Genomic DNA, 26,719 nt, shown 5'->3' on the forward strand with positions numbered 1-26,719 from the left:
CGGGGACTAGCCGACCGCGCCCTCCATCTGCAGCTCGATCAGCCGGTTGAGCTCCAGGGCGTACTCCATGGGCAGCTCCTTGGCGATCGGCTCGACGAAGCCGCGCACGATCATCGCCATCGCCTCGTCCTCGGACAGGCCGCGGCTCATCAGGTAGAAGAGCTGGTCCTCGGAGACCTTGGAGACGGTCGCCTCGTGGCCCATGGACACGTCGTCCTCGCGGACGTCGACGTACGGGTAGGTGTCCGACCGGGAGATGGTGTCGACGAGCAGGGCGTCGCACAGCACGTTGGACTTGGAGCCCGGGGCGCCCTCGCCGATCTCGATCAGACCGCGGTACGACGTACGGCCGCCGCCGCGCGCCACCGACTTGGAGACGATGTTGGACGAGGTGTTCGGCGCCATGTGGACCATCTTGGCGCCGGCGTCCTGGTGCTGGCCCTCGCCCGCGAAGGCGATGGACAGGGTCTCGCCCTTGGCGTGCTCGCCCATCAGGTAGACGGCCGGGTACTTCATCGTCACCTTGGAGCCGATGTTGCCGTCGATCCACTCCATGGTGGCGCCCTCGTAGGCGACGGCGCGCTTGGTGACCAGGTTGTAGACGTTGTTCGACCAGTTCTGGATGGTCGTGTAGCGGCAGCGGGCGTTCTTCTTGACGATGATCTCGACGACCGCGGAGTGCAGCGAGTCCGACTTGTAGATCGGGGCGGTGCAGCCCTCGACGTAGTGCACGTAGGCACCCTCGTCGACGATGATCAGGGTCCGCTCGAACTGGCCCATGTTCTCCGTGTTGATGCGGAAGTAGGCCTGGAGCGGGATCTCGACGTGGACGCCCTTGGGGACGTAGATGAAGGAGCCGCCGGACCACACGGCGGTGTTCAGCGCGGCGAACTTGTTGTCGCCGGCCGGGATGACCGTGCCGAAGTACTCCTTGAAGAGCTCCGGGTGCTCCTTCAGGGCGGTGTCGGTGTCGAGGAAGATGACGCCCTGCTCCTCCAGGTCCTCGCGGATCTGGTGGTAGACGACCTCCGACTCGTACTGGGCGGCGACACCGGCGACGAGGCGCTGCTTCTCGGCCTCCGGGATGCCCAGCTTGTCGTAGGTGTTCTTGATGTCCTCGGGCAGGTCCTCCCAGGACTCCGCCTGCTTCTCCGTGGAGCGCACGAAGTACTTGATGTTGTCGAAGTCGATGCCCGACAGGTCCGAGCCCCAGTTCGGCATGGGCTTCTTCTCGAAGAGCTTCAGGCCCTTCAGACGCAGCTTCGTCATCCACTCGGGCTCGGACTTCTTCGACGAGATGTCGCGGACGACGTCCTCACCCAGACCGCGCCTGGCGGAGGCACCGGCCACGTCGGAGTCGGCCCAGCCGTATTCGTACTTGCCCAGGCCCTCGAGTTCGGGGTGGGCAGTCTCCGTGGGGAGAGTCATGCGGGGTTCCTCCCGGCCGTGCTGGCAGATGCGTCAGTGCTTGCAGATGCGTCAGTGGAAATCTTGGGGATGAACGTCGTGCAGACGCCGTCGCCGTGCGCGATGGTCGCCAGCCGCTGGACGTGGGTCCCGAGCAGTTCGGCGAAGAACTCGGTCTCCGCCTCGCAGAGCTGGGGGAACTGTTCCGCGACGTGAGCCACCGGGCAGTGGTGCTGGCAGAGCTGCTCCCCCACGGGCGCGCTCCGCGCGGTAGCAGCGTACCCGTCGGCGGACAGCGCCCTGGCCAGGGCTTCGGCGCGCTTCTCGGGGGCCACGCCCTCGACCGCCCTGCGGTAGGCGCCCGCCTGGGCGGCGATGCGGGACCGGGCGAAGGCGGCGACCGCGTCCTGGCCGCCCTCCTGCTGGGCGATCCAGCGCAGCGCGTCCGCGGCGAGCTTGTCGTACGACTGGTCGAAGGCGTCGCGGCCGCAGTCGGTGAGCGCGAAGACCTTGGCCGGGCGCCCGCGCGTGCGCGTGCCGTAGACGCGCTGCTCGCGCGGCTCCACGACGTCGTCGGCGACCAGGGCGTCGAGGTGGCGGCGCACGGCGGCCTGGGTCAGGCCCAGCCGGCCGGCCAGCTCGGCGACGGTCGACGGCCCGTGGTCCAGGATGGACCGCGCGACCCGGTTGCGGGTGGACCGCTCCCCGGTCGCGAGCTCCTCCTGAGGGGCCCCCGTGGGGGTCTCCCGAGCCTCGCCGACGTTTTTCACAACGCCATTGTTGCGTAATTCCTCCGGCCCGGGCAAGCGGCCTCCGGATCACCCGACGGTGCCCTGCGTCACTTAGGCATACCTAAGGTGACCTGCGGAAACGATCTCTGATCGATCAGCGCGCCCCCTCTCGCACAGGCCGTTGGCCTGCGCGGACCGGCCCCCGGCGGGTCCGGCGCCTCCGGCGGGGGCCCGTGGCCGGTTCCCGCACCCGGCCGTCCGCGCCCCCGTGCGCGAACCTAGACTCGGGCCCATGCGAAGTGAGCCTGTCGTCCAGATCCAGGCCCTGGTGAAGCGGTACGGCACCAAGACCGCGGTGGACGGCCTCGACCTGGCGGCCCGGGCGGGCGTCACCGCCGTGCTCGGCCCCAACGGCGCGGGCAAGACGACGACGATCGAGACCTGCGAGGGGTACCGCGCGGCGGACTCCGGCACCGTGCGCGTCCTCGGCCTGGACCCGGTCGGGGAGGCTTCCCGGCTCCACCCCCGGATCGGCGTGATGCTCCAGTCCGGCGGGGTGTACTCCGGCGCCCGCGCCGACGAGATGCTGCGCCACATGGCGAAGCTGCACGCCCACCCGCTCGACGTGGACGCCCTGGTCGAACGGCTGGGGCTCGGCTCGTGCGGGCGCACCGCCTACCGCCGGCTCTCCGGCGGCCAGCAGCAGCGCCTCGCGCTCGCCATGGCCGTGGTCGGGCGGCCCGAGCTGGTGTTCCTGGACGAGCCGACCGCCGGACTCGATCCGCAGGCCCGCCGCGCCACCTGGGACCTGGTGCGCGACCTGCGCGCCGACGGCGTGTCGGTCATCCTCACCACGCACTACATGGACGAGGCCGAGCAGCTCGCCGACGACGTCGCGATCATCGACGCAGGCCGGGTCATCGCCCAGGGCTCGCCCGAGGAGCTGTGCCGCGGCGGCGCCGAGAACACCCTGCGCTTCACCGGCCGCCCCGGGCTCGACGTCGGCTCCCTGCTCAAGGCGCTGCCCGCCGACTCCACGGCCGCCGAGCTGACCCCGGGCTCGTACCGGGTGACCGGCAAGGTCGACCCCCAGCTGCTGGCGACGGTCACCTCCTGGTGCGCCCAGCACGGCGTGATGCCGGACCGCATCTCGGTGGAACGGCACACCCTCGAAGACGTCTTCCTCGAACTGACCGGCAAGGAGCTGCGCTCGTGACCGCCACCGGCACCTACACCCCCCGGCCGGGCGCGGCGCCGCTCCCCCGCATGATCGCGGCGCAGACGGCGCTGGAGACGAGGATGCTCCTGCGCAACGGCGAGCAGCTGCTGCTCACCGTGGTGATCCCGACCCTGCTGCTGGTGCTGTTCAGCACGGTCGACGTCGTGGACACCGGCCCCGGCGAGGCCGTCGACTTCCTCACCCCGGGCGTCCTGGCGCTCGCGGTGATGTCGACCGCGTTCACCGGCCAGGCCATCGCCACCGGCTTCGAGCGCCGCTACGGCGTCCTCAAGCGCCTCGCCTCCTCCCCGCTGCCCCGCTGGGGCCTGATGACCGCGAAGACGGCGTCGGTGCTGGTCACCGAGGTGCTCCAGGTGATCCTGCTGACGGTCGTCGCGTACGCGCTCGGCTGGTCCCCGCACGGCGACCCCCTGAGCGTCCTGCTCCTGCTCGTCCTCGGCACGGCCGCCTTCTCCGGCCTCGGCCTGCTCATGGCGGGCACCCTGAAGGCGGAGGCCACGCTGGCCGCCGCCAACCTCGTCTTCCTGCTGCTGCTGGTCGGCGGCGGCGTGATCGTGCCGCTGGACAAGTTCCCGCAGGGTGCCCAGGACGTCCTCGGGCTGCTGCCGGTCTCGGCCCTGTCCGACGGGCTGCGGGACGTGCTCCAGCACGGCGCCGGGACGCCCTGGGGCGACCTGGGGATCCTGGCCGTGTGGGCGGTGGCGGGCCTCGCCGCCGCCGCGGCCTTCTTCCGCTGGGAGTAGAAGTCGTGCCGGACCCTCGTGAAAGGGTGCACAAGCGGCGGCCTACGATGGGAGGCGTGCCCCACGTGACCCGCGCCGACGCCGTAGCCGCCGTGCGCAACCCGCTCGCCTTCATCGCCGCACGCTGGACCCCGCAGCCCCGCACGGTCCGGCGGGCCGCCCTCGCCGCCCTCGTCATGTCGGTGATCATCGTGGTCACCGGCGGCGCGGTCCGGCTCACCGGCTCCGGCCTCGGCTGCCCGACCTGGCCCAAGTGCACCGACGACTCGCTCACCACGACCGGCGCCATGGGCGTCCACGGGGTGATCGAGTTCGGCAACCGCATGCTGACGTACGTGCTGTGCGCGGCCGTCGGCTGGGCGATCGTCGCCGCGCGCTCCCAGAAGCCGTTCCGGCGCAGCCTGACCCGGCTGGGCTGGGCGCAGTTCTGGATCGTGATGGGGAACGCGGTGCTGGGCGGCATCGTCGTCCTGGTCGGCCTGAACCCCTACACGGTCGCGGCGCACTTCCTGCTGTCCTCGGCGCTCATCGCGGTCGCCACGGTGATGTGGCAGCGCACCCGGGAGGGCGACACGACGCCCCGCCCGCTCGTCGGCAAGGCGGTGCAGCAACTGGTGTGGTTCCTGGTGGCCGCGTCGGTGCTGCTGATCGCGGTGGGCACCGTGGTCACCGGCTCCGGGCCGCACGCGGGCGACTCCAGCGAGGTCGAGCGGATGCCGCTGGACTGGGAGACGGTCAGCAAGCTGCACGCGGTGCTGGCCTGGATCGTCGTCACGCTGACCTTCGCGCTGTGGTTCGTGCTCAAGGCCGTGGACGCGCCCCGGGCGCCGCTCGCGCGCACCCGTGAGCTGTTCCTGGTGCTGCTGTGCCAGGGCGTCATCGGCTACGTCCAGTACTTCACCGAGCTGCCCGAGGCCCTGGTGGCCGCCCACATGCTCGGCTCCTCGGTGATGTGGATCTGGGTGCTGCGGGTGCTGCTGTCCCTGCGGGAGCGGCCGGGGACCACGGCGGACCTGCCGGGCCCCGCGGAGGCGGCGGCCGTCCCGACGCGCGCCTGACGCGTCCGCGGCCCCACCGGGCCGGGAGCCCCGCTCAGAGCCCGTACACCCGGCGTGCGTTGCCCGCCGCGATCATCCCGGCGACGCGCTGCGCGTCGTCCGGCGACCACGCCCCCTCGGCCACCCAGTCGCCCAGCACCCGGGCCAGCGCCCCGCGGAACAGCTGCGCCCCCACCACGTGCAGCTCGGGCAGCCCGCCGGCCCCGCTGGAGAACAGGATCTTGCCGAAGGGGGCCAGCTCCAGGATCTCCGCGAGGACGCCCGCGGCCCGGGCGCCGGTGCGCACCAGCGCGGCACCCGCGTCGGCGTACACGTGCGGGAAGACGCCGGCCAGGTGGGCGGCGTGGCGGTGGTAGGGGTAGCCGTGCAGCAGAACCAGGTGGGCGCCGAGGCCGGCCGTGGCCCGCACGAAGTCGGTGAGCAGGACCGGGTCGGTGCGGTCGGTGCGCGCCCCGGGCTCGCCCAGCCCCGCGTGCAACTGCACCGGCAGCCCCGAGGCGACCGCGATCCACAGCAGGTGCCGCAGCAGCACGGGGTCGGTCAGCTCCCCGCCGACCCGGCGGTCCCCGAGCCAGCGTCCGGCGGCGCCCCTGACCTCGCCGGGGCCGGGCGGTTCCGGCGCGAGCGCGAGGCCGTGCCGCAGGCCCGCGACCGAGGTGAACGCCACGGCGTGCGCGGCGGCGGCGTGCACCGACTCGGCGAGGTTGGCGAGGAAGGACTCCACGGTGCCGGAGGTGTCGGCGACCTGCTCCGCGAGCAGTTCGAGCCGGACGATCTCCCGCGCCTCGCCGCCCCCGGCGCCGGCCATCTCGTCGGGCGGGGTGAGGTCGCCGGGCAGCCCGGTGTCGACCAGGTAGGTCGTGATGCCGCTGCCGCGCAGCAGCCTGCGGCCCGCCTCGAGGAACCCCAGCTCCCGGCGGCGGGCCAGGTACAGGGCGGGCGGGCAGTGGGGTTCCAGGCCGAGCAGGGGCGGGCACCAGCGCCGGACGGCGAAGCCCGTCTGGGTGTCGAAGAGGGTGGTGCCGGGCGCGGGCGGGCCCTCGGTGCGGGCGAGCTGGGCCTCGAAGGTGCCGAGGCCCAGTTCCGTTCTGAGGATGCCGTGGCAGTACTGGTCCACGAGGGACGAGGGGTCGATCATCCGGGCTCCCCGTGTAGGCGCTGTCACACGTCCTAACGGGTGAACCGGGACCGGGGTACCGCCCGCCGGCGGTCAGCCGCCGAGCTGGATGCCCGCCATGCGCTTCCACTCGTACGGGCCCGTGGTCACCTTGGCCGCGAACTCGCCGTCGAAGGACTCGTGGCGGGTGATGCCGGCCTTGGCCACCGCCTGCTCGGCGATCTCGAAGGTCGGGGCCACCAGGTCGCCCCAGTCGCCGTCCTCGCCGACGAGCACGATGCGGGCGCCGCGCTCCCCCACGTAGGAGACCTGGCCCTCGGCGCCGCCGTGGGCCCGGGCGAAGGTGCTGATGCGCTGGGCGAGCCGGGCGACCTTGCGCTCGGCCTTCGGGTCAACCTGCTGCGTGTCTGCCATGAGCAGGATGTTACCGAGGGGTAGATCGTTCGGCGACGGGCGGGCGCAGTGACCCTTGCCTCAGGGTGGGCTGGAGCGGCAGGGGAACGCGCCTAGCGCAGGAACGGGTCGACCGCGATCGCCACGAACAGCAGCGACACGTAGGTGATCGACCAGTGGAACAGGCGCATCTCCTTGAGCTTCGCGCCCGTCACCTCGGCCTTCGCGCGGTTCTGCAGCGCGTGTGCCTCCCACAGCCACCAGCCGCCCGACACGAGGGCGACCGCCGTGTAGAACCAGCCGGTGTAGCCCAGCGGGGTGAGCAGCAGCGAGACGCCGACCATGACCCAGCTGTAGAGCACGATCTGCCGGGCGACCACCTTGTTGGAGGCGACGACCGGGAGCATCGGCACGCCCACGCGCGCGTAGTCGTCCTTGACCTTCATGGACAGCGGCCAGTAGTGCGGCGGGGTCCAGAAGAAGATGACCAGGAAGAGGATGACCGGCGCCCAGGACAGCGAGTCCTTCACGGCCGACCAGCCGATCAGCACCGGCATGCAGCCGGCGATGCCGCCCCAGACGATGTTCTGCGCGGTACGGCGCTTGAGGATCATCGTGTAGACGACGACGTAGAAGAGGAGTGCGCCGAGGGAGAGCCAGGCGCTCAGCCAGTTGACGGTGAAGCCGAACAGCAGCGTGGAGACGACCGCGAGGGAGATGCCGAAGGCGAGGCACTCGCGCGGGCTGACCATCCCGGTGACCAGGGGCCGCTGCGAGGTGCGGTCCATCAGCGCGTCGATGTCCCGGTCGATGTACATGTTCAGCGCGTTGGCGCCGCCCGCCGACAGGTAGCCGCCCACACAGGTGAGCACGACCAGGCCGAGGTCGGGGACACCCTGCTGGGCCAGGAACATCACCGGCACGGTGGTGATGAGCAGCAGCTCGATGATCCGCGGCTTGGTCAGCGCCACGAACCCCTTGACCCGGGCCCCGAACGGCCGACGGCTCGGGCTCTTGCTCGCACCGAGTAGCCCCGCAGGACGGGATTCAACGGCCGTCACGCACACCCCTGACAGAGACATCCCAGCGAGCCTCCCGGGTGAACCGGCGGTAAAGGGCTCGCGCGTACCACGCCACTGTAGACGTTGCCCAGACCCGGACATTCGCGGGGGTCGGTTCGTGTTGGCGCACGCGCTCCGACGTGCGGACGACGACACGATTGAGACGTCGGATGAGCGGCTGCGTAATCACTTGTGGACGGCGGACACGAGCAGGTCAGCAGGCGCGTCGGGACGACTCCCGGCACTCTGGAACGACCCGAAAGAATGCACGTCCCACGGGGGTAGGCTCAGCTACGGCCGGTAGGCGACCAGTCGCCGGTTATTCGACATGTGGAGAGGAGCCCTGACTCAGGGTGAGCACGAAGCCGACCACCACAGACCTCGAGTGGACCGAGTTGGACCAGCGGGCCGTGGACACCGCCCGCGTCCTGGCCGCCGACGCCGTACAGAAGGTCGGCAACGGCCATCCGGGTACGGCGATGAGCCTGGCGCCCGCCGCCTACACCCTCTTCCAGAAGGTGATGCGGCACGACCCGTCGGACCCGGACTGGGTCGGCCGCGACCGCTTCGTGCTGTCCGCGGGCCACTCGTCCCTGACCCTCTACACGCAGCTCTACCTGGGCGGCTTCGGCCTGGAGCTGGAGGACCTGGAGTCGTTCCGCACCTGGGGCTCGAAGACCCCGGGCCACCCGGAGTACGGCCACACCGCGGGCGTGGAGACGACGACCGGCCCGCTGGGCCAGGGCGTCGCCAACGCCGTGGGCATGGCCATGGCCGCCCGCTACGAGCGCGGCCTGTTCGACCCGGAGGCGGCGCAGGGCGAGTCCCCCTTCGACCACTTCGTCTTCTGCATCGCCGGTGACGGCTGCCTGCAGGAGGGCATCTCCGCCGAGGCGTCCTCGCTGGCCGGCCACCAGAAGCTGGGCAACCTCGTCCTGCTGTGGGACGACAACCACATCTCGATCGAGGGCGACACCGAGACGGCCGTCTCGGAGGACACCGTCAAGCGGTACGAGGCGTACGGCTGGCACGTGCAGCGCGTCGCCCCGAAGCCCGACGGCGACCTCGACCCGCACGCGCTGTACGAGGCGATCGAGGCGGCCAAGCAGGTCACCGACCGGCCGTCCTTCATCGCGATGCGCTCGATCATCGCCTGGCCCGCCCCCAACGCCCAGAACACCGAGGCCGCCCACGGCTCGGCGCTCGGCGACGAGGAGGTGGCCGCCACCAAGCGCGTCCTCGGCTTCGACCCGGAGAAGACCTTCGAGGTCGCCGACGAGGTCCTCGCGCACACCCGCAAGGCCCTGGACAGGGGCCGGGCGGCCCGCGCCGTCTGGGAGAAGTCGTACCAGCAGTGGCGGGACGACAACCCCGAGCGCGCCGCCGAGTACGACCGGATCGCCAAGGGCGAGCTGCCCACCGGCTGGGAGGAGAAGCTCCCGGTCTTCGAGCCCGGCAAGGGTGTGGCCACGCGTGCCGCGTCCGGCAAGGTGCTCCAGGCGCTCGGCGCGGTCATCCCGGAGCTGTGGGGCGGCTCCGCCGACCTGGCCGGCTCCAACAACACCACGATCGACAAGACGTCCTCGTTCCTGCCCGAGGGCAACCCGCTGCCCGAGGCGAGCCCGTACGGCCGCACCGTGCACTTCGGCATCCGCGAGCACGCCATGGCCGCGGAGCTCAACGGCATCACCCTGCACGGCAACACCCGCGCCTACGGCGGCACCTTCCTGGTGTTCTCCGACTACATGCGCAACGCCGTGCGCCTGTCGGCCCTCATGCACCTGCCGGTGACGTACGTCTGGACGCACGACTCCATCGGCCTCGGCGAGGACGGCCCGACCCACCAGCCGGTCGAGCACCTGGCGTCGCTGCGCGCCATCCCCGGTCTGAACGTCGTCCGCCCGGCGGACGCCAACGAGACCGCGATCGCCTGGCGCGAGGTCCTCAAGCGGTGGACCAAGGTGTACGGCAAGGGCGCCCCGACCGGCCTGGTCCTCACCCGGCAGGGCGTGCCGACCTACGAGCCGAACGAGGACGCGGCCCGCGGCGGTTACGTGCTGGCCGAGGCCGAGGGCGGCGAGCCGCAGGTCGTGCTCATCGCGACCGGTTCCGAGGTGCACGTGGCCGTCGAGGCGCGTGAGCAGCTCCAGGCCGACGGCGTGCCGACCCGGGTGGTGTCGATGCCGTGCGTGGAGTGGTTCGAGGAGCAGGACCAGGGGTACCGGGACAGCGTGCTCCCGCCGTCCGTGAAGGCCCGTGTCGCCGTCGAGGCCGGGATCGGTCTCACCTGGCACCGGTACGTCGGGGACGCCGGCCGCATCGTTTCCCTGGAGCACTTCGGTGCTTCGGCCGACGGCAAGGTGCTCTTCCGCGAGTTCGGCTTCACCGCCGAGAACGTGGCCGCCAAGGCGCGGGAATCCCTCGCGGCCGCCCAGCGCTGACGCTCACACACGACCGTAGGAGATGTAATTCCATGACAGACGCACTGAAGCGCCTCTCCGAGGAAGGCGTCGCGATCTGGCTGGACGACCTGTCGCGCAAGCGGATCACGTCCGGCAACCTCGCCGAGCTGATCGACCAGCAGCACGTCGTGGGCGTCACCACCAACCCGACGATCTTCCAGAAGGCGATCTCCGAGGGCGACGGCTACGACCAGCAGCTGTCCGACCTCGCCGCCCGCAAGGTCTCCGTCGAAGAGGCCATCCGCATGATCACCACGGCGGACGTCCGCGACGCCGCCGACATCCTGCGCCCGGTCTTCGACGCCACCGACGGCCAGGACGGCCGGGTCTCCATCGAGGTCGACCCGCGCCTGGCCTTCAACACCAAGGCCACCGTCGCCGAGGCCAAGCAGCTGGCCTGGCTGGTGGACCGGCCCAACGCGCTCATCAAGATCCCGGCCACCGAGGCGGGTCTGCCGGCGATCGCCGAGACCATCGGCCTGGGCATCAGCGTCAACGTCACGCTGATCTTCTCGCTGGAGCGCTACCGCAGGGTGATGGACGCCTACCTCACCGGCCTGGAGAAGGCCAAGGAGCGCGGCCTGGACCTGTCGCAGATCCACTCCGTGGCGTCCTTCTTCGTCTCCCGCGTGGACACCGAGGTCGACAAGCGCCTCGACGCGCTGGGCACCGACGAGGCCAAGGCGCTGCGCGGCAAGGCCGCCCTGGCCAACGCGCGCCTGGCCTACCAGGCGTACGAGGAGGTCTTCTCCTCCGACCGCTGGCAGGCCCTGGAGAAGGCGGGCGCCAACAAGCAGCGTCCGCTGTGGGCCTCCACCGGCGTGAAGGACCCGGCCTACAAGCCGACCCTGTACGTCGACGACCTGGTCGCGCCGAACACGGTCAACACCATGCCGGAGGCCACCCTGCAGGCCACCGAGGAGCACGGCTCGATCACCGGCAACACCATCGCCGGGACGTACGAGCAGGCCCGCGCCGACCTCGACGCCCTGGAGAAGCTCGGCATCGGGTACGACGAGGTGGTGCAGCTGCTGGAGGAGGAGGGCGTCCAGAAGTTCGAGGCGTCCTGGACCGACCTGCTGAAGTCGACCGAGGCGGAGCTGGAGCGCCTCGCCCCCTCGGAGGGCTGACGTCTTGGCCTCCACCTCCGGATCCGGGGCGAACCCGCTCCGTGACCCCGCGGACCGACGGCTCCCGCGCATCGCGGGGCCGTCGGGCCTGGTCATCTTCGGCGTCACGGGCGACCTGTCCCGGAAGAAGCTCATGCCCGCCGTGTACGACCTCGCCAACCGGGGTCTGCTGCCGCCGGGCTTCTCCCTCGTGGGCTTCGCCCGCCGCGAGTGGGAGCACGAGGACTTCGCCGCCGAGGTCCACGACGCGGTCAAGGCGCACGCCCGCACCCCCTTCCGCGAGGAGGTCTGGCAGCAGCTCATCCAGGGGATGCGCTTCGTGCAGGGCACCTTCGACGACGACGAGGCCTTCGAGCGGCTGCGCGGCACGATCGAGGAGCTGGACAAGGCGCAGGGCACGGGCGGCAACTTCGCCTTCTACCTGTCGGTGCCGCCGCGCTCCTTCCCGGTGGTCATCCAGCAGCTCAAGAAGCACGGGCTGGCCGACCAGAAGAACGGCGCCTGGCGCCGCGCGGTGATCGAGAAGCCCTTCGGCCACGACCTGAAGTCGGCCGAGGAGCTCAACGCGATCGTCCACGAGGTCTTCGCCCCGGACCAGGTCTTCCGCATCGACCACTACCTGGGCAAGGAGACCGTCCAGAACATCCTGGCGCTGCGCTTCGCCAACACGATGTTCGAGCCGATCTGGAACCGGTCCTTCGTGGACCACGTGCAGATCACCATGGCCGAGGACATCGGCATCGGCGGCCGCGCCGGCTACTACGACGGCATCGGCGCCGCCCGGGACGTCATCCAGAACCACCTGCTGCAACTGCTGGCGCTGACCGCGATGGAGGAGCCCGCCTCCTTCGACGCCGACGCGCTCGCGGCGGAGAAGACCAAGGTGCTCGGCGCGGTCCGGCTGCCGGAGGACCTGGGCGCGCACACCGTGCGCGGCCAGTACGCGGCCGGCTGGCAGGGCGGCGAGAAGGCGGTCGGCTACCTCGAAGAGGACGGCATCGACGCGAAGTCGAAGACCGACACCTACGCCGCCGTGAAGCTGGAGATCGACAACCGCCGCTGGGCGGGCGTCCCCTTCTACCTGCGCACCGGCAAGCGGCTGGGCCGCCGGGTCACCGAGATCGCGGTGGTCTTCCAGCGGGCGCCGCACTCCCCCTTCGACACCACCGCCACCGAGGAGCTGGGCTCCAACGCCATCGTGGTCCGGGTCCAGCCGGACGAGGGCGTCACGGTCCGCTTCGGCTCGAAGGTGCCGGGCACGTCGATGGAGATCCGGGACGTGTCGATGGACTTCGCCTACGGCGAGTCGTTCACCGAGTCCAGCCCCGAGGCGTACGAGCGGCTGATCCTGGACGTCCTGCTGGGCGACTCCAACCTCTTCCCGCGCACCGAGGAGGTCGAGCTGTCCTGGAAGATCCTCGACCCGATCGAGGAGTACTGGGACACCCACGGCAAGCCCGCCCAGTACCCGGCCGGCACCTGGGGGCCCGTCGAGGCGGACGAGATGCTCGCACGAGAGGGACGGAGCTGGCGCCGGCCATGAAGACAGACCTCACGGACACCACGGCCAGCAAGATCAACAAGGCGTTGGTGCAGGGCCGCCGCGCCATCGGCACCCCGGCCGTCGGCATGGTGCTCACGCTGGTCATCGTCACCGACGAGGAGAACGCCTACGACTCCCTGAAGGCCGCCAACGACGCGTCGCGCGAACACCCCTCGCGCACGCTGGTGGTCGTCAAGCGCGTCTCCCGCTCCCCGCGCGACCGCACGCAGTCCCGGCTGGACGCCGAGGTGCGGCTCGGGGCGGACGCGGGCAGCGGCGAGACGGTGGTGCTGCGGCTGTACGGCGAGGTGGTCGACCACGCCCAGTCGGTCGTGCTGCCGCTGCTGCTGCCGGACGCGCCGGTCGTCGTCTGGTGGCCGGTGAACGCGCCGCTGCACCCGGCGAAGGACCCGCTGGGTGCCCTCGGACAGCGCCGGGTCACCGACACCTACGCCGCCGAGCAGCCGGTGCGCGAGCTCACCGCCCGCGCCGAGACCTACACCCCCGGCGACACCGACCTGTCGTGGACCCGCATCACGCCCTGGCGCTCGATGCTGGCCGCGGCCCTGGACCAGGTGAACTGCCGGGTGGAGTCGGTCGAGGTGGAGGGCGAGGAGTTCAACCCGAGCTGCGAGCTGCTGGCGATGTGGCTCGCGGACCGCCTGGACGTGCCGGTGAAGCGCACGCTGTCGGGCGGGCCGGGGCTGACCGCGGTGCGCATGTCGACGGACTGCGGCCCGGTCGTGCTGGACCGGGCGGACGGCTCGCTGGCCACCCTGTCCATCCAGGGCCAGCCGGACCGCGCGGTGGCGCTCAAGCGCCGGGACACGGCCGAGCTCATAGCCGAGGAACTGCGCAGGCTGGACCCGGACGACACCTACGCGTCGGCGCTGCGCTACGGCGTGGACCGGCTGAACGCCACGTCGGACGCGGCGGAGGCGTTCGCAGCCGACGGGGACGACACCGTCGGCGCCGGTGACGGCGAGGCCGCCGGGGCGGCCGCCGCGGAACCGGAGGCGCCGGAAGCGGTGGCCAAAGGAGCCGACGGAGCCGGGTCGGCCGACGCAGCCGACGGGAACGACGGGGACGGGAAGCGGGAAGCCGTGGAGACCCCTGTCGAGGAGGCTGCGAAAGCTCCCGCGAGCGAGGCGGCGGCGCCGGAGCCGGTGACCAAGGGGGCCGCGAAGTGAGCACCCCGCAGCTGGTCGTGCACCGCGACAAGGAGCTGATGGCGCAGGCCGCCGCGGCCCGGCTGATCACGAGGATCGTGGACGCGCAGGCCTCCCGGGGTCACGCGTCCGTGGTCCTCACCGGCGGCCGCAACGGCAACGGCCTGCTGGCCGCGCTGGCCGCCGAGCCCGCCCGGGACGCCGTCGACTGGGGCCGGCTCGACCTGTGGTGGGGCGACGAGCGGTTCCTGCCCGAGGGCGACCCGGAGCGCAACGTCACGCAGGCCCGCGAGGCCCTGCTGGACGCCGTACCGCTGGACCCGAAGCGGGTGCACGCGATGCCCGCGTCGGACGGTCCGCACGGCACGGACGTCGAGGCGGCGGCGGAGAGCTACGCCGAGGAGCTGGCGCGGGCGGCCGGCCCCGAGAACCACGGGGCGGTGCCGACCTTCGACGTGCTGATGCTGGGCGTCGGCCCGGACACCCACGTGGCGTCGCTGTTCCCGGAGCTGCCAGCGGTCCGCGAGACGGAACGCACGGTGGTCGGCGTGCGCGGGGCGCCCAAGCCCCCGCCGACCCGGGTCACCCTGACCCTCCCGGCGATCCGCGCGGCCCGCGAGGTGTGGCTGCTGGCGGCCGGCGAGGACAAGGCCCGGGCGGCGGCGATCGCCCTGTCCGGTGCGGGCGAGATCCAGGCCCCGGCGGCGGGCGCGCGCGGCCGTGCCCGCACCCTGTGGCTGCTGGACACGGCGGCGGCCTCCCAGCTCCCCCGCTCGCTGTACCCGCCGGCGTCGCCCTGATCGACGAGGCACCCCCTGAGGGGCCGGACCCGCGCGGGTCCGGCCCCTTCGGTGTACGGCGGGGCGGGTGTCAGGTCCCGCCCGGGCCGCGTCACTTCACCGACCCCGCCATCACCCCCTGCACGAAGTGCCGCTGGAACGCGAAGAACACGGCCACCGGCACGATCAGGGACAGGAACGCGCCGGGCGCCAGGACGTCGATGTTGCTGCCGAACTGGCGGATCTGCGACTGGAGTTCCACGGTCAGCGGCTGGGAGGAGCTGTCCGCGAAGAGCAGGGCGACCAGCATGTCGTTCCACACCCACAGGAACTGGAAGATGGCGAGGCTGGCGATGGCGGGCCGGCCCACCGGGAGGACCAGGCGGGTGAAGATGCGCCACTCGCTGCCGCCGTCCATGCGGGCCGCCTCCAGCATCTCCTTCGGCATCTCGGCGAAGTAGTTGCGCAGCAGGAACACCGCGAACGGCAGCCCGTAGGCCACGTGGAAGAGCACCACACCGGGGATCGTGCCGAACAGGCCCAGTTCGCCGAAGAGTTTGGCCACCGGCAGCAGACCGATCTGCACGGGCACCACCAGCAGGGCCACCACGACCAGGAAGACGGTGTCGCGGCCGGGGAAGTCCAGCCAGGCGAAGGCGTATCCGGCGAGCGCCGCGACGACCACGACCAGGACGGTGGTGGGCACGGAGATCAGGACCGTGTTCCAGAACGCCCGGGTGATGCCCGCGTTCTGCAGCAGGGCGGAGTAGTTGTCGAAGGAGAGCTGCCCGGGGGCGGCGAACGCCGTCCACCAGCCCCCCTTGGCCGTGTCCTCGGCGGACCGCAGCGAGGACAGGAACAGCCCGGCCAGCGGCGTCATCCACACCAGGCCGATCACCACGAGGAAGGCCTGCACCACGGCGTTGCCGAGGCCGCGCCGGACCGCGTTCATCGCTGACTCCTTCGGAAGCGGCGGACGTTGAAGACCATCGCCGGGATCACCAGCAGCAGGAGCAGCACGCCGAGGGCGCTGCCGAGGCCCTGGTTGTTGCCGCCGCCGAACGACACCAGCCACATCTGGGTCGCGAGCACGGTGGCGTCCTCCTGCACGGGGCCGGGGGCGATGATGTAGACGAGGTCGAAGACCTTCAGCACGTTGATCACGAGCGTCACGAACACGACCGTGAGCACGGGGGCGAGGAGCGGGACGGTGATCCGGCGGAAGATCTGCCACTCGTTGGCGCCGTCCATGCGCGCCGCCTCCAGCGCGTCCCGGGGCAGCGCCGCCAGGCCGGCGCCGATCAGCACCATGGCGAACCCGGTCCAGATCCACAGGTACGCCCCGATGATCGCCGGGGTGACGAGCGCCGGGCCGAGCCAGGAGACGCCCTCGTAGGGCGGGGCGAAGTTGGCGGCGGGCAGGCGCACGGTGTACGCGCCGTCGGACAGGCCGGCGAAGCGGAACGATCCGTCGGCCGCCGTGGTCGTGGTGGCGACCGTCCGCCCGTCGCGCACGGCCTGGACCGTCATCTCGGGCAGGCCGCTCTCCTTCGGGTCGACGGCGCCCTGTCTGCCGCCCCCGCCCGGCGTGAAGTCCAGGTAGACGACGCCGCGCAGCTCGCCGGGGGCCGCCGCGCGGGCCGCCGCCGGGGAGGCGGGCCGGGCCGAGCCGGGCAGGTCGCCGGGGCGGACGCCGACCAGGCCGAGCGCCACCGTCCGCCCCGGCGCGAGTGCGCCGCTCGTGCTGTAGGAGCCGTCCCGGCCCTTGGTCAGGCCCTGGCCGTCGCGGGCCCGTGTCGTCGGGTAGGTCGAGGAGTCCTGGAAGGCGTCGTGGACGGAGACCACGGCGGCGTTCAGCACGCCCTTGTCGGGGTCCTCGTCGTAGGCGAGCCGGAAGATGATGCCGGCGGCGAGGAAGGACACCGCCATCGGCAGGAACAGCAGCAGCTTGAAGGCGGTGGCCCAACGGACCTTCTCCACCAGCACGGCCAGGATCAGGCCGAGGCCGGTCAGCAGCGCCGGGGCGACGACGACCCAGATCGCGGTGTTGCGGACGGCCTTGACGGTCGCCGGGTCGCGGAACATCTCGGTGTAGTTGTCACCGCCCACGAAGCGGGTCCCGGAGGCGTCGAAGAAGCTGCGGCCGACCGAGAACAGCACCGGGTAGACGACGAGCGCGCCGAGCAGCAGCAGGGCGGGGAAGACGAACAGCAGGGCGGCGACCCGGCCCCGCCGCCGGGTGCGCCGTGCGCCGACGGGGCCGGGGGCGGCCGGGGCGCGCGTCTCTTTCACCAGGGTCGTGGTCATGGTCAGCCCTGGTACGCCTTGGCCGCCGCGGCTTCGAGCCGGCCCGCCGTGGCCTTGGGGTCGGACGGGTCGCGCAGGAAGTCCTGGAGGATCTTCCACTCGCCGGCGCCCTTGGTGCCGCCGAAGGCCGCGGGGGCCTGGTCGGACATGTCGAAGCGCACCGAGTCGCCGGCCTCGACGAGGGACTTGGCGGTCGCGCGGGTGACGTCGTCGCCGTAGGAGGCGAGGTCGAGCTTCTTGTTCGGAGAGAGGAAGCCGCCCGCGCCGGCCCAGACGGCCGCGGCCTCGGGGGTGGCGAGGTACTCCAGGAGTGCCATGCCGGCCCGGTGGTTCTTGCCGTCCTTCAGGACGACGGCCGCGTCTCCGCCGCTGACCACGGGTGCCTGCCCGGCGCCGACCTTCGGGAAGGGGAAGAAGTCCGCGTCCTCGCCGATCGCCCGGCCGAACTGGTCCTTGGCGACTCCGGCCACGAAGTCGCCCTCGTAGACCATGCCGGCCTCGGGCTTGGGCCCGAACACCTTCTCGACCGAGCCGGGGAAGTCGGTGTTCAGGGCCTCCTTCGGGCCGCCCGCGACGAGTTGCTTGTCCTTGAACAGCGCGCCGAGGGTCTGCAGGGCCTGGACGACACTCGGGTCGGTCCACTTCAGCCGGTGGGCGGCGAGGGCGTCGTACTTCTCGGGGCCGGCCTGGGAGAGGTAGACGTTCTCGAACCAGTCGGTGAGCGTCCAGCCGTCCTGTCCGGCGACCGAGAAGGCGGCCAGACCGGAGTCGGAGACGGCGCGCCCGGCCTTCAGCAGGTCGTCGAAGGTGGCCGGGGGCTTGACGCCGGCCTGGTCGAGGGCGTCGGGGCTGTACCAGACGGTCGACTTGTGGGCGGCCTTGAAGTAGAGGCCGTACAGGGTGCCGTCGACGCTGCCGTAGTTCTTCCAGACGGGGGCGAAGTCGGCGGTCACGGACTTCTGCGCGGTGGCAGACAGCGGCTGGAGCCAGCCCTTCTTCGCGAACTGCTGGAGCACGCCGACCTGCGGGACCATCACGACGTCGGGGGCGTTGCCGCCCTCGATCTTGCTGCCGACGACGGTGGAGACGTTGTCGCCCGTCGAGGTGAACTGCGTCTTCGCGCCGGTCTTGGCCGTGAAGGCGTCCAGCACCTTCTGGAAGTTCTTCTGCTCGGTGCCGGACCAGACGCCGGCCACGCTCACGGTCTGGCCGCTGAGCGCCTTGTCGCCGCCGCCGGCCGAGACGGGTCCGCTGCCGCCGCAGGCCGTCGCGCCGAGCGCGAGGACGAGGGCGGTGCAGCCGGTGAGCAGGGTGGTGCGTCGTCGCATCATCGTTGATGTCCCTTCGGGAATGGGAAACTGACGGAGGCTCAGAAAAGGGACGCGGGTTCAGTGATCGCTGGTGATCGCTGATCAGAGGTCCCTGATCCACCAGGCGGCCGTCGAGCCGGGCAGCACGCCGGCCGGGCAGGGGGCGCTGGCCAGCAGCGGGGTGCCGGGGACCGGCGCGGGGGTGGGGGCGGTGCCGAAGTTGACGGCGCAGACCAGGTCCTCGCCGCGGGCGAAGGCGAGGACGCCGGGCGGGGTGTCCAGCCAGCGCAGCGTGCCGTCGCCCAACTGGGGCAGCGCGGACCGCAGGTGGAGGCCGTCCCGGTACAGGTGCCAGAAGGAGCGGGTGTCGGCCAGGGCCCGGTCGGTGGCGTACTCGGCGAAGTACTCGGGCTGGGGCAGCCACGGCTTGGCGCCCTCCGTGCCGGAGGTGAACCCGAACGGCGATGCCTGCCCCGACCAGGGCAGCGGCACACGGCACCCGTCCCGGATCCGGGCCCGGCTGCCGGTGCGGCGGAAGATCGGGTCGGTCAGCACGTCGTCGGGCAGGTCGACGACCTCGGGCAGGCCCAGTTCTTCGCCCTGGTAGATGTACGCGGCCCCCGGCAGCGCCAGCATCAGCAGCGCGGCGGCGCGGGCCCGGGCGGGGCCGAGTCCGCTGCCCTCGGGGGTGGGCTCGCCGTAGCGGGTGACGGTGCGCACCTGGTCGTGGTTGTTGAGGACCCAGGTGACCGTGGAGCCGGTGCCGGCGATGTCCTGCATGGCCTCGGAGATGACCTTGCGGAAGGCGTCCGGGTTCCAGGGGGCGCTCAGCAGGTCGAAGAAGAACGCCTGGTGCAGCTCGTCGGGGCGGACGTAGCGGGCGTGCTCGCGGGCGGTGGGCACGGAGACCTCGCCGACCAGGAGGCGTTCGCGGCCGTCGCGGGCGGTGTACTCCTCGCAGACCGCGCGCCAGCGCCGCCACACGTCGTGCACCTCGGGCCGGTTCCAGGCGAGCGGGTTGACCGAGTCGCGGGTGCGGGCGTCGGCCTCGGGGTCGTCCGAGTCCGGCAGGTCCGGGTGCTTGAAGAGGCCGGCGGCGACGTCGATGCGGAACCCGTCGACACCCCGGTCCAGCCAGAAGCGCAGGATCCGCTCGAAGGCGGCGGGCACCTCGGGGGTGCGCCAGTTCCAGTCGGGCTGCTCGGGCGTGAACATGTGCAGGTACCACTGGCCGGGGCGGCCGTCGGCCTCGGTGACGCGGGTCCAGGCGGGGCCGCCGAACATCGCGTGCCAGTTGTTGGGCGGCTCGGCGCCGTCCGGTCCGCGGCCGTCGGCGAAGTGGAAGCGGGCCCGGGCGGCGCTGCCGGGTCCGGCGGCCAGCGCCTCGGTGAACCACGGGTGCGCGCTGGAGCAGTGGTTGGGGACGATGTCGAGCAGCACCCGGACCCCGAGCCGCCGGGCGGCCGTGACCAGCCGGTCGAACTCGGCGAGGTCGCCGAAGAGCGGGTCGACGTCGCAGTAGTCGGCCACGTCGTAGCCGTGGTCGTGCTGCGGCGAGGGATAGAAGGGGCTCAGCCAGATCCCGTCGACCCCGAGCTTCTTCAGGTACGGCAGTCCGGCCCGGACGCCGGCCAGGTCGCCGACGCCGTCGCCGGTGCTGTCCAGGAAGGAGCGGACGTACACCTGGTAGATCACGGCGTCGCGCCACCAGCGGTGCTTACTCAACATGCATGCATGTTAGGTAGCCGTGTCGCGAGGGTGTCAATGAAAAGAACAGGCGTCACTGGCCGGTTGACGTCCCAAAAGCGGATGAACCAGGGCATGCGGCAGCAAGATGAGATGTGCCCGTTACCTAACATGTAACTAGGTGACCCGGCGGGCGTGGGGGCTCGCCTAGCGGTGGGAGATGGCCGCCAGCTCGCGGGCCAGCCGCCGCACCGTCTGCGCGGGCGTGGCGTGGCCGGTCAGCGCGTCGTGCAGGACCGCCTGGACGGCGAGGCTGACCTGGTCGTAGCGCGGGCTCTTGGGGCGCGGGGCGGCACTCAGCACGCTCTCGCGCAGCGTCGGCAGGTAGGGGAAGCGCCGGACCAGCTCCGGGTCGTCGTACAGGTCGGCGCGTACCGGCGGCAGCGCGCCGCGCGTGAGGACCTGGCGCTGGACGGCCTCGCCGGTGAGGTAGGCGATCAGGCGGGCGGCCGAGTCGGGGTGGCGCGCGTGGGTGGTGACGGCCAGGTTGGAGCCGCCGAGGACACTGGTCCCCGGCCCGTCGGGCCCGGGCAGCGGCACGGCGCCGACCCGCCCGGCGACCGGGGAGCCCGGGGCCGACGCGACGACGTAGGCGTAGGGCCAGTTGCGCAGGAAGAGCAGCCGGCCGTCCTGGAACGCCTGCTTGGACTCCTCCTCCTTGTACGTCAGCGCCGCCTTCGGTATCCAGCCCTCGCGCACCCCGCGCACCAGGAAGCCGATGCCCTCGCGGGCGGCGGCGGAGTCGACCGTGACGCGCTCGCCCTCGTCGCCGAGGATCGTGCCGCCCGCCGAGTAGACGGCCTCGGCCGCGTTCACCGTGAGGCCCTCGTACGGCAGGAACTGGCCCGCGTAGCCGTCGAGTCCGTACTTCGGCGCGATCGTCCGCGCCGCCCGCTCCAGTTCGGCCCAGGTGCGCGGCGGCGGGACGCCCTCCTTGGCGAGGACGTCCTTGCGGTACAGCAGGAGCCCGGCGTTGGTGACGTACGGGACGGCGTACAGGCGCCCGTCGTAGGTGGCGGTGTCGACGACCGGCGGCAGGAACGCCCCCAGCGGGAAGCGCTCGCGCGGCAGCGGGCGTATCCAGCCCGCTGCGGCGAACTCCGAGGTCCAGTTCACGTCGATGTTCAGCACGTCGAAGCGGCCGCGCTCGCCCCCGCGCAGGTCGGTGACCATCTGGGCGTGGGTCTCGTCGGCCGCGTCGGGCAGCTCGACGAGGGTGACCCGCTCGCCGGGATGGGTGCGGTTCCAGCCCTGCAGCAGCGGGCCCAGGTAGCCGGTGAGGTCGCCGGCGGTGGCGAGGGTCAGCGGGCCCCGGCCGCCCGCGGGGCCGTCGCCGGCCCGCGCCCCGGAGGCGACGTAACCGGTCAGGACCACGACGAGAACGAGGAGGCCCCTACCGGCGGCGTGGATCCACCGCATAGGTTCCTCCCTGTACACCTGGCACCGGGCGTCTTCGCACGGAGTCAGAGGCCATGTATACCTGTTAGGTATGCGCGATACTAGGGCCTGCGGCACATTACTCGGGACGCGGGAGGAGAGCACGAGTGCGGCTGCCCCTCCTGGCCCTGCTGGCGCGCGGCCCGGCGCACGGCTACGAGCTGAAGCAGGACCTTGAGCAACTGCTGGGCTCCGCGTACCCTCAGCCGAACGTCGGCCAGATCTACGTCACCCTCGGCCGCCTCGAGAAGCAGGGACTGATCGAGGGGGAGGACGTCGAGCAGTCCGGCCGGCCCAACAAGAAGGTCTACCACCTGACCGACTCCGGCCGGGAGGCGCTGCGCGTCTGGTTCGCCGAGCCCGAGGACGAGCCACGGGTGCGCGACGAGTTCTTCATGAAGCTGGCGCTGGCCCCGCGGACCGGTCTGGCCGACCAGATCGCCCTGATCAACCTGCAGCGGCGCCAGTACCTGAACACCATGCGCCAGCTGTCGCGGCTGGCCTCCGCCGAGGACCGGGACAACCGCATCGCCCACCTGCTCATCGAGGGCGCGATGCTGCACCTGCAGGCCGACCTCGACTGGCTGGAGCGCTGCCAGGAGGAGCTCGAGGACCTGTAGGAACCGGTGGAGCTGCACGAACCGGACGAGCTGGAGGAGTTGGGGTGAGCGACGACCGTCCCGCCGAGGTGCTGCGCGCCGAGGGGCTGGTCAAGACGCACCACGGCGAGGGCGCCCCGGCGCACGCCGTGCGCGGGGTGGACCTGTCCGTGCGGCGGGGCGAGTTCGTGGCGATCACCGGGCCGTCCGGGGCCGGGAAGTCGACCCTGCTGCACCTGCTGGGCGGGCTCCAGCGGCCGGACGCGGGGAGCATCCGGCTGGACGGCACCAGCACGGACGCCTACACCGAGGCCCGCTGGGCCGTCGAGCGCCGCACCCGCATCGGGATCGTCTTCCAGTTCTTCAACCTGGTGTCCAGCCTGTCCGTCGCCGACAACGTCGAACTGCCCGCCCTGCTCGCCGGGGTCCCGCCGAAGAAGGCCCGCGCCGAGCGGGCCCGGCTGCTGTCCGAGCTGGGCCTGGAGGGCAAGGAGCGCAGCATGCCGGGCGAGCTGTCCGGCGGGGAGCAGCAGCGGGTGGCGCTGGCCCGCGCCCTGGTCAACCACCCCCCGCTGCTGCTGGCGGACGAGCCGGCGGGCAGCCTGGACAGCAAGGGCACCCGCGAGGTCATGCGGCTGCTGTCCCGCTTCCACCAGCGCGGCCAGACCATCCTCCTCGTCACGCACGACGCCCGGCTGGCCAGCGCCGCGGACCGGGTGATCAGCTTCTTCGACGGACGGATCGTCGACGACGCGCGACTGGACGGGGGCACGCCGCCGCGCCGGGCCGGGATCTCCGGGGTGCTGGAGCTGAGGGACTGACATGACTGCCGTGTCCCGGGTCCCGGAGCGGAGGGGCTGACATGACTGCCGTGACCTGGCCGGCTGCCCGCGGCGGCCGCCCGTGCGCCCGGCGCGCGCCGGGCGAGTGGTGACGCCCGTGCGAGCCACCCTGCGCTGGGCCCACTCCGACCTGCGCACGCACCGCGGCGAGGCGCTGTTCCTGGTGCTCGCCACGGCCGGCGTCGTCGCCTCGCTGCTGCTGGCCACCGCCCTGTTCGGGTACGCGACCAACCCCTGGCAGCGCGTCTTCACCCAGGCGCGCGGCGCCCACGTGTGGCTGCACACGGCGCCCACCGCCGACACCGGGAAGCTCGCCGCGCTGGACGGCGTCGAGGCGGTCGCGGGCCCCTTCCCCACCGCCTCGGCCACGCTCGCCTCGCGCGGCAGCCGGGCCTCCGTGGAACTGCGCGGCGTGTCCGAGCAGCCTGCCGTCGGCCGGCCGCTGCTCACCGCGGGCCACTGGCTGGACGCCGCCGTGCCCGACGGGGTGGTGCTGGAGAGCGGGCTCGCCCGCGCCCTGCTGGCCCAGCCCGGCGACACGCTCACCGAGACGGGCACCACCCGCCGGCTGACGGTGGTCGGGGTCGCCGACAGTGCCGAGCCCCGCTACCGGCCGGGCGAGCAGCCCGGCCTGGTGTGGGCGCTGCCGTCCGCCGTGCCCGACCCCGACGCCCAGGTCGTCGGCATGCGGCTGGCCGACCCGGAGGGCACGGACTACGCCGTGCAGCGTGCCGTGACCCTGCTGGGCGCGGGGGCGATCGGCGAGGTCTCCACCTGGACGCAGGCCCGCGCCGAGGCCCAGGGCGACTACCGGCTGCTCGGCCAGGTGCTCGGCCTGTTCGGCCTGGGCGCGCTGATCGCCGCCTGCCTGGCCGTGCACGGGGCGATCGGCACCCGTATCCGCGGCCACCTGCGGGACATCTCCGTGCTGAAGGCGATCGGCTTCACCCCCGGCCAGGTCGTCCGGGTGTTCCTGCTCCAGCACCTGGCGTACGCCCTGCTGGGCGCCGTGGCGGCCGCCGCGCTCATTGAGGCGCTGGGCGAGCGGGTGCCCGGGCGGCTCGGGGACGCGGTGGGCGTGTGGCAGGGCCTGCCGGGGCACGCCATGGCGCTGTCCGCGGTGCCGGTGGGCGTGGTGCTGTTCATCGGCGCGACGACGGGCCTCGCGGCCTGGCGGGCGGGGCGGGTGCCGCCGGTGCCGGTGCCGCGGCCCGCGGGGCCGGCGGGCGGCCGGCTCACCGGGTCGGGCCCGTGGGGGCTGCGCGCCCTGGGCGTGCGGGTCGCCGGGGTACGGGTGTCGCCCGCCCTGGTCCTGGGCTGGCACACGGCCGCCACGCAGCGGGGCCGGTCGCTGGGCACCGTCGCCCGGCTCGCCCTGCCGCTGCTGCTGATCGTGGTCGCGCTGAGCGCGTGGACCACCATCGACCGCGCGCACGGCAGCCCCGAGCGGATCGGCCTGCCCGCCGCGCTGACCGCCCGCGCCGACGCCGGGCTGACCGACGCCCGGGCGCGCGCCCTGCTGGAGGGCGACCCGCAGGTCGCCGCGGCCTACCCGGGCGTGGAGGTGGCCGCCCTGGTGCCGGGCCAGACCGCGACCATCGCCCTGCGCGGCCTCGGCACCCACGCCGACCCCTACCCGTACGCCCTGGCCGAGGGCCGGGCGGCGCGCGGTCCCGACGAGGCGGTGGCCGGGCAGGGCCTGCTCGACCTGCTGGACGTCCGGGTGGGCGACTGGGTACGGATGACCGTGGGCGACCAGCCGCAGGTCCTGCACATCGTGGGCCGCAGCATCGAGCCGGAGAACGCCGGCCGGGTGGTGTCCACCTCGCTGGACACCCTGCGCGAGAACGACCCCGCGCTGCGCCCCACGCTCTACCAGCTCCGGCTGGTCCCCGGCGCCGACCCGCACGAGGTGGCCGGCCGGCTCACCGAGGCCGGCGGCGGCCGGCTCGACCTGCACACGGTGCCGAACCCGGCCGACGGGCTGTCCGCGCTGCGCGGCGTCGTCGTCGGGCTGATCGCGGTCCTCGCCCTGATCGGGCTGATCGAGCTGCTGACCGCGATCGGCGGCACGGTCCGCGAGGGCGAGCGCGACCTGCTGGCCCTGAAGGCGATCGGGCTGTCCCCGCGCCAGATCACCGCGATCACGGTCACGGCCATGGGCGGTACGACGCTGGTGGCGGTGCTCGCCGCGCTGGCGCTGGGGCTGCCGCTGGCGCACTGGATCATCGACGCGCAGGGCCGGTCGAGCGGCATCGGCGCGGGCATCGCGCAGAGCCCCTCCCCCGCGCTGGTGGCGCTGCTCGCGGGGGCCGCGGTGCTCGGCGCGACCGCCCTCGCCGCCGTGCCTGCGGCCCGCGCGGCCCGCAGGCGGCTGGCGGACACGCTCAGCGCGGTGGCGTGAGTGAGGAGGGGGTGACGGTGACCCCTTGGCCTCAGCCGGTGCCCGTCGTCTCCGCCAGCCCGTTGACGCGCCGGTAGCCGCTGCCGTCCAGCTCCCGCACCAGCAGGCCGCTCTCCACGCAGTACCGGCGCAGCGCCGAGGTGTCGTCGTGGACGGTGCGGAACGCGTCGTTGACCTCGCGCTCGCTGTAACTGCGGTCGGGGTCGAAGAAGCTGTCCGTGAGGTGGGAGAGCAGCTCCCGGCGGACCGCCGGGCGGACCGGTATGGCGGTCAGCCTGCCCTGCGCGAAGAACCCGGAGAGGGCACGCGGCACCCCGGGCGGTGCCTTGTCCCGCGTCGGCCGGACGCGCCGGAACACCGAGGGGTCGGCGCTCAGGGAGCCGTCCGGCAGCCGCTCGACCAGACCGGCGGCGAGCAGCTTCCCGAGGTGACCGCGCACCGCGGGTGCGCCCTCCTCGGCCGGCGGGAGGTCGTCGAGCACGATCCTGGCGTACACCCTGAGGCGCTGCGGATCGGCGAGGGCGGCGAGCAGTCGGTCCATCGGTACCTCTCGGCGGGGTGACACGGACGGGACGGAGGCGTCAGTGTCACCCGGCCGAGTGGACTGCCGCATCCGGTTTAACGACCGCGCAGCTCACGGTACTTGGCGACCAGGGCCTGCGTGGAGGCGTCCAGGCCGGGGACGTCGGCGCCCTCGGTGAGGGCGGGTTCGACGCGCTTGGCGAGGACCTTGCCCAGTTCCACGCCCCACTGGTCGAAGGAGTCGATGTTCCAGATCGCGCCCTGGACGAACACCTTGTGCTCGTACAGCGCGATGAGCTGGCCGAGCACCGACGGGGTCAGCGCGCGGGCGAGGATGGTGGTCGTGGGGTGGTTGCCCCGGAACGTCTTGTGGGCCACCAGCTCCTCCGGGACGCCCTCCGCGCGGACCTCCTCGGGGGTCTTGCCGAAGGCCAGCGCCTGGGTCTGCGCGAAGAAGTTGGCCATCAGCAGGTCGTGCTGCGCCTTCAGGGTGTCGTCCAGCTCGTCGACCGGCTCGGCGAAGCCGATGAAGTCTGCGGGGACGAGCTTGGTGCCCTGGTGGATGAGCTGGTAGTAGGCGTGCTGTCCGTTGGTGCCGGGGGTGCCCCAGACGACCGGTCCGGTCTGCCACTCGACCGGGCGTCCCTCGCGGTCCACCGACTTGCCGTTGGACTCCATGTCCAACTGCTGCAGATACGCGGTGAACTTGGACAGGTAGT

General features: G+C 72.5%; 23 protein-coding genes. 11 read left to right on the forward strand and 12 right to left on the reverse strand.

From position 1 onward, the window contains the following. Positions 1 to 6 precede the first annotated feature (6 nt). Positions 7 to 1,428, reverse strand: coding sequence for a Fe-S cluster assembly protein SufB (gene sufB / locus E4U92_RS17035; RefSeq protein WP_137301278.1), 1,422 nt, complete (start codon positions 1,426 to 1,428; stop codon positions 7 to 9). Then, positions 1,425 to 2,177, reverse strand: a complete 753-nt coding sequence (locus E4U92_RS17040; protein ID WP_137301279.1) for a helix-turn-helix transcriptional regulator — start codon at positions 2,175 to 2,177, stop codon at positions 1,425 to 1,427. The genes sufB and E4U92_RS17040 overlap by 4 nt, the downstream gene beginning before the upstream one ends. Before the next feature lie 253 nt (positions 2,178 to 2,430). On the opposite strand from E4U92_RS17040, the gene E4U92_RS17045 reads away from it, so the two are divergent. Genes E4U92_RS17045 through E4U92_RS17055 form a run of 3 tightly spaced genes read left to right on the forward strand, consistent with a single transcriptional unit; the run spans position 2,431 to position 5,179 of the window. Beyond that, positions 2,431 to 3,354 carry an ABC transporter ATP-binding protein gene (locus E4U92_RS17045; protein WP_137301280.1) on the forward strand — a complete coding sequence of 308 codons (924 nt, stop codon included), beginning with the start codon at positions 2,431 to 2,433 and terminating at the stop codon, positions 3,352 to 3,354. Positions 3,355 to 3,404: 50 nt separating this feature from the next. Then, positions 3,405 to 4,121 (forward strand): ABC transporter permease, encoded by a 717-nt coding sequence (locus E4U92_RS17050; RefSeq protein ID WP_229862306.1) that lies wholly within the window; start codon positions 3,405 to 3,407, stop codon positions 4,119 to 4,121. 47 nt (positions 4,122 to 4,168) lie between these two features. Further along, positions 4,169 to 5,179, forward strand: a complete 1,011-nt coding sequence (locus E4U92_RS17055; protein WP_137301282.1) for a COX15/CtaA family protein — start codon at positions 4,169 to 4,171, stop codon at positions 5,177 to 5,179. A gap of 34 nt (positions 5,180 to 5,213) precedes the next feature. On the opposite strand, the gene E4U92_RS17060 is transcribed toward E4U92_RS17055, so the two are convergent. The 3 genes from E4U92_RS17060 to E4U92_RS17070 form a co-directional block, all read right to left on the reverse strand. Further along, positions 5,214 to 6,317, reverse strand: a complete 1,104-nt coding sequence (locus E4U92_RS17060; RefSeq protein ID WP_137301283.1) for an amidohydrolase family protein — start codon at positions 6,315 to 6,317, stop codon at positions 5,214 to 5,216. A 72-nt stretch (positions 6,318 to 6,389) separates the two neighbouring features. Then, on the reverse strand, positions 6,390 to 6,710 hold the full coding sequence (locus tag E4U92_RS17065; RefSeq protein ID WP_137301284.1) for a hypothetical protein: 321 nt from the start codon (positions 6,708 to 6,710) through the stop codon (positions 6,390 to 6,392). Positions 6,711 to 6,802: 92 nt separating this feature from the next. Beyond that, entirely contained in the window at positions 6,803 to 7,756 is a 954-nt protein-coding gene (locus E4U92_RS17070; RefSeq protein ID WP_168725143.1) for a heme o synthase, read from the reverse strand. Positions 7,757 to 8,103: 347 nt separating this feature from the next. Between E4U92_RS17070 and tkt the strand changes: the two genes are divergently transcribed. From tkt to pgl, 5 genes are read left to right on the forward strand one after another with little or no spacing between them, the layout of a single operon-like run. Beyond that, positions 8,104 to 10,191 carry a transketolase gene (gene tkt, locus E4U92_RS17075; protein ID WP_137301286.1) on the forward strand — a complete coding sequence of 696 codons (2,088 nt, stop codon included), beginning with the start codon at positions 8,104 to 8,106 and terminating at the stop codon, positions 10,189 to 10,191. Positions 10,192 to 10,223: 32 nt separating this feature from the next. Then, positions 10,224 to 11,342: a transaldolase gene (gene tal / locus E4U92_RS17080; RefSeq protein ID WP_137301287.1), complete on the forward strand. Its 1,119-nt coding sequence runs from the start codon at positions 10,224 to 10,226 to the stop codon at positions 11,340 to 11,342. A gap of 4 nt (positions 11,343 to 11,346) precedes the next feature. Then, entirely contained in the window at positions 11,347 to 12,885 is a 1,539-nt protein-coding gene (gene zwf / locus E4U92_RS17085) for a glucose-6-phosphate dehydrogenase (RefSeq protein ID WP_137301288.1), read from the forward strand. Next, positions 12,882 to 14,075, forward strand: coding sequence for a glucose-6-phosphate dehydrogenase assembly protein OpcA (gene opcA / locus E4U92_RS17090; protein WP_137301289.1), 1,194 nt, complete (start codon positions 12,882 to 12,884; stop codon positions 14,073 to 14,075). The genes zwf and opcA overlap by 4 nt, the downstream gene beginning before the upstream one ends. After that, on the forward strand, positions 14,072 to 14,854 hold the full coding sequence (gene pgl, locus E4U92_RS17095) for a 6-phosphogluconolactonase (RefSeq protein WP_137301290.1): 783 nt from the start codon (positions 14,072 to 14,074) through the stop codon (positions 14,852 to 14,854). The genes opcA and pgl overlap by 4 nt, the downstream gene beginning before the upstream one ends. Before the next feature lie 91 nt (positions 14,855 to 14,945). Here pgl and E4U92_RS17100 read toward each other — a convergent pair whose 3' ends face one another. The 5 genes from E4U92_RS17100 to E4U92_RS17120 form a co-directional block, all read right to left on the reverse strand. After that, positions 14,946 to 15,785, reverse strand: coding sequence for a carbohydrate ABC transporter permease (locus E4U92_RS17100; RefSeq protein ID WP_137301291.1), 840 nt, complete (start codon positions 15,783 to 15,785; stop codon positions 14,946 to 14,948). Beyond that, positions 15,782 to 17,140: a carbohydrate ABC transporter permease gene (locus tag E4U92_RS17105; protein ID WP_137301292.1), complete on the reverse strand. Its 1,359-nt coding sequence runs from the start codon at positions 17,138 to 17,140 to the stop codon at positions 15,782 to 15,784. Before E4U92_RS17105 ends, E4U92_RS17100 begins: the two co-directional genes overlap by 4 nt. A 2-nt stretch (positions 17,141 to 17,142) precedes the next feature. After that, a complete protein-coding gene (locus tag E4U92_RS17110; RefSeq protein ID WP_137301293.1) occupies positions 17,143 to 18,471 on the reverse strand; it encodes an ABC transporter substrate-binding protein in 1,329 nt (442 codons plus the stop codon). Between the two features lie 81 nt (positions 18,472 to 18,552). Then, entirely contained in the window at positions 18,553 to 20,178 is a 1,626-nt protein-coding gene (locus E4U92_RS17115; RefSeq protein WP_174863912.1) for a glycoside hydrolase family 13 protein, read from the reverse strand. Positions 20,179 to 20,343: 165 nt separating this feature from the next. Continuing rightward, complete coding sequence (locus E4U92_RS17120) at positions 20,344 to 21,615, reverse strand: ABC transporter substrate-binding protein (RefSeq protein WP_137301294.1); 1,272 nt, start codon at positions 21,613 to 21,615, stop codon at positions 20,344 to 20,346. Positions 21,616 to 21,740: 125 nt separating this feature from the next. Here E4U92_RS17120 and E4U92_RS17125 point away from each other — a divergent pair, with 125 nt between their 5' ends. From E4U92_RS17125 to E4U92_RS17135, 3 genes are all read left to right on the forward strand, one after another. Further along, positions 21,741 to 22,253 (forward strand): PadR family transcriptional regulator, encoded by a 513-nt coding sequence (locus E4U92_RS17125; RefSeq protein WP_137301295.1) that lies wholly within the window; start codon positions 21,741 to 21,743, stop codon positions 22,251 to 22,253. A gap of 44 nt (positions 22,254 to 22,297) precedes the next feature. Further along, a complete protein-coding gene (locus E4U92_RS17130) occupies positions 22,298 to 23,053 on the forward strand; it encodes an ABC transporter ATP-binding protein (protein WP_137301296.1) in 756 nt (251 codons plus the stop codon). Positions 23,054 to 23,171: 118 nt separating this feature from the next. Next, a complete protein-coding gene (locus E4U92_RS17135; RefSeq protein ID WP_137301297.1) occupies positions 23,172 to 25,478 on the forward strand; it encodes an ABC transporter permease in 2,307 nt (768 codons plus the stop codon). 31 nt (positions 25,479 to 25,509) lie between these two features. Here E4U92_RS17135 and E4U92_RS37250 read toward each other — a convergent pair whose 3' ends face one another. Then, on the reverse strand, positions 25,510 to 26,019 hold the full coding sequence (locus E4U92_RS37250; protein WP_190046387.1) for a DUF2087 domain-containing protein: 510 nt from the start codon (positions 26,017 to 26,019) through the stop codon (positions 25,510 to 25,512). A 77-nt stretch (positions 26,020 to 26,096) separates the two neighbouring features. Then, positions 26,097 to 26,719: glucose-6-phosphate isomerase (locus E4U92_RS17145; protein WP_479681749.1), on the reverse strand; the 623-nt coding region annotated here is incomplete at its 5' end.

The sequence above is a fragment of the Streptomyces galbus genome (assembly GCF_005280195.1).
GTDB classification, from domain to species: Bacteria; Actinomycetota; Actinomycetes; order Streptomycetales; family Streptomycetaceae; genus Streptomyces; species Streptomyces galbus.